The organism is Phenylobacterium sp. (assembly GCF_035944335.1).
In the GTDB taxonomy this organism is placed as follows: domain Bacteria; phylum Pseudomonadota; class Alphaproteobacteria; order Caulobacterales; family Caulobacteraceae; genus Phenylobacterium.
This window is the reverse complement of sequence record NZ_DASZBG010000006.1, coordinates 1-1,912: the sequence shown is the minus strand read 5'-3', so window position 1 is coordinate 1,912 and position 1,912 is coordinate 1. Positions and strand designations below refer to the sequence as shown.

Genomic DNA, 1,912 nt, shown 5'->3' with positions numbered 1-1,912 from the left:
GCGTCAGCCCGACACGGTATTCGTCCGGCTTGATCTCACGAGGCACGCCAACGCGCATGAGCGGCTCCTTCGGGGGAGGTTATTGCGGAATGCGCGCGGTTTGAGGGGAGAATGTGGGCGGGGTCAAGGGGGATGTGGGGGCGCCCTCGTTAGCCGCCCGGCCCTTACCGCCCCCCGAATACGATGGGGATGATCATGCGGCCTGTGTCCGTGGGCACGCAGTCGCGGGTCTGGGGCCTCAAGTGGAACTGAGCCACAGCCCTGAGGGCGGCCGCGCCAAAGCCATGCCCCGGCGGCGTTTCGTCTTGCACCTGGCAGTTCGTGGGATGGCCCTCGGCGGTGATGTCGCAGGCAATCACCGCGCGCCCGGCGAGGCCGGACTGCGCCGCGGCGAGGGGATAGACCTTGCTGATGATCTGGGGATCGGGCCGCTCGGCCCAATCGGGCTGGGTGATAATCGCCGGCATGCGGGCAAGCTCGGCGAAATACGCCGGCGAGTCGTAGACGACGAACGGCCGATCCACGTCGGTCCCGGGCTTGAACTGTCCGAGCACGCAGGACGGCAGGTGCTCCAGAACCTTGCGGACCACCTCCACATTGCCGGGGTCGACGCCCGCAGGATCACGGACTTGGCAATCCCTCAGCGCCGGCCCCTCGGCCACATGGCAGCGGAAACCGATCTCGCGGCGCGGACCGTCGGCAGGAGAGCCGGTGGGCGGTTGTTGTACGAGAGCGGCGGCGAGGATCGGTGCGAGCGCGAAGATCATGGACGTCAGCCAGGGCTGTTAGCGACGCCATGGATAGCGAGCGGTGGGAAGGCTCGGTTCCGGAGAGAGCTTCGAGGCGTGCACGAATGCGGGCGGGGTTGATCAAAGGCGACGAATGCGGCCCGTCCTTGACGCGCCCGGACGCCGGCGCTGTCATCCGCCATGGACTCAAGGGCAGGGGGTCTTCCCGATGACACCCGCGCGATGACCGGCGCCGTGCGGCGCGCGACGCTCGAGGATGCGCCGGCCATCGCGGCGATCTACGCGCCCTATGTGCTGGAGACCGCCATCTCCTTCGAGGACCAGGCGCCCGACGCCGCCGAGATGGCCCGCCGGATGGGCGCGACGCTGGCCACCCATCCGTTCCTGGTGTTCGAGGACGCCGCCGAGGTCCTGGGCTACGCCTACGCCAGCCCGCACGTCGCCCGCGCCGCCTACAGATGGTCGGTGAACGTCAGCGTCTACACCCGCCGCGGGGTCCATCGCCGGGGCGTCGGCCGCGCCCTCTACGCCGATATCCTGGCGCGCCTCACCGGTCAGGGCTTCCACTCGGCCTTCGCCGGCATCGCCCTGCCCAACGCGGGCAGCGTCGGTCTGCACGAGGCCATGGGCTTCATCCACCTCGGCACCTACCGCGAGGTCGGCTTCAAGTTCGGCCGCTGGCACGATGTCGGCTGGTGGCGGAGGCCGCTGAACGAGGCCCTGCCGCAGGGCCCCCCGGCGACCGCGTGGTGACGCAAACCCGCGCCTGTTCTTCTCCCGCGGCTGGCGGCCCGGGAGAGCCGCCGTTCAAATGGTCTCATTTGGTCTTCTTCGAACGTCAGCAAGGGTGGAAGCTCGACGTTGGCGTGGCCTACCGGCCCGCGGCCCTCGCCTCTTCCTGGCGCGCGCCCTGGAGGATGCCGGGCAGCGAATAGTTGCCCTCATGACAGGCGAATTCGTAGATCGGGCCCTTGAGCGCTCGGAAGGGGATTTCCCCGCGCCACACCTGGGTAAAGACGCCCGGGTCTTCCACCGAAAACTCATAGCGGATTTCGTCGGTCGCCACGCGCGTGAAGCGCTCCGTGACCTTTGCGTCGGCCGACAGATACAGCTGGTTCCGGAACGACTCCCCCGGCATGAAGCCGGTCGTTTCCACGACCAGC

General features: G+C 68.6%; 3 protein-coding genes. 1 reads left to right on the top strand and 2 read right to left on the bottom strand.

The genetic code is table 11. The features are described from left to right. Nucleotides 1-164: 164 nt before the first annotated feature. A complete protein-coding gene (locus VGT80_RS01150; RefSeq protein ID WP_327452170.1) occupies nucleotides 165-767 on the bottom strand; it encodes an energy transducer TonB in 603 nt (200 codons plus the stop codon). A gap of 204 nt (nucleotides 768-971) precedes the next feature. Between VGT80_RS01150 and VGT80_RS01145 the strand changes: the two genes are divergently transcribed. Beyond that, nucleotides 972-1,502, top strand: a complete 531-nt coding sequence (locus VGT80_RS01145; RefSeq protein WP_327452168.1) for an arsinothricin resistance N-acetyltransferase ArsN1 family B — start codon at nucleotides 972-974, stop codon at nucleotides 1,500-1,502. Between the two features lie 118 nt (nucleotides 1,503-1,620). Here the strand turns inward: VGT80_RS01145 and VGT80_RS01140 are convergent. Further along, the coding region (locus VGT80_RS01140) for a hypothetical protein (RefSeq protein ID WP_327452166.1) at nucleotides 1,621-1,912 on the bottom strand (292 nt) is incomplete at its 5' end.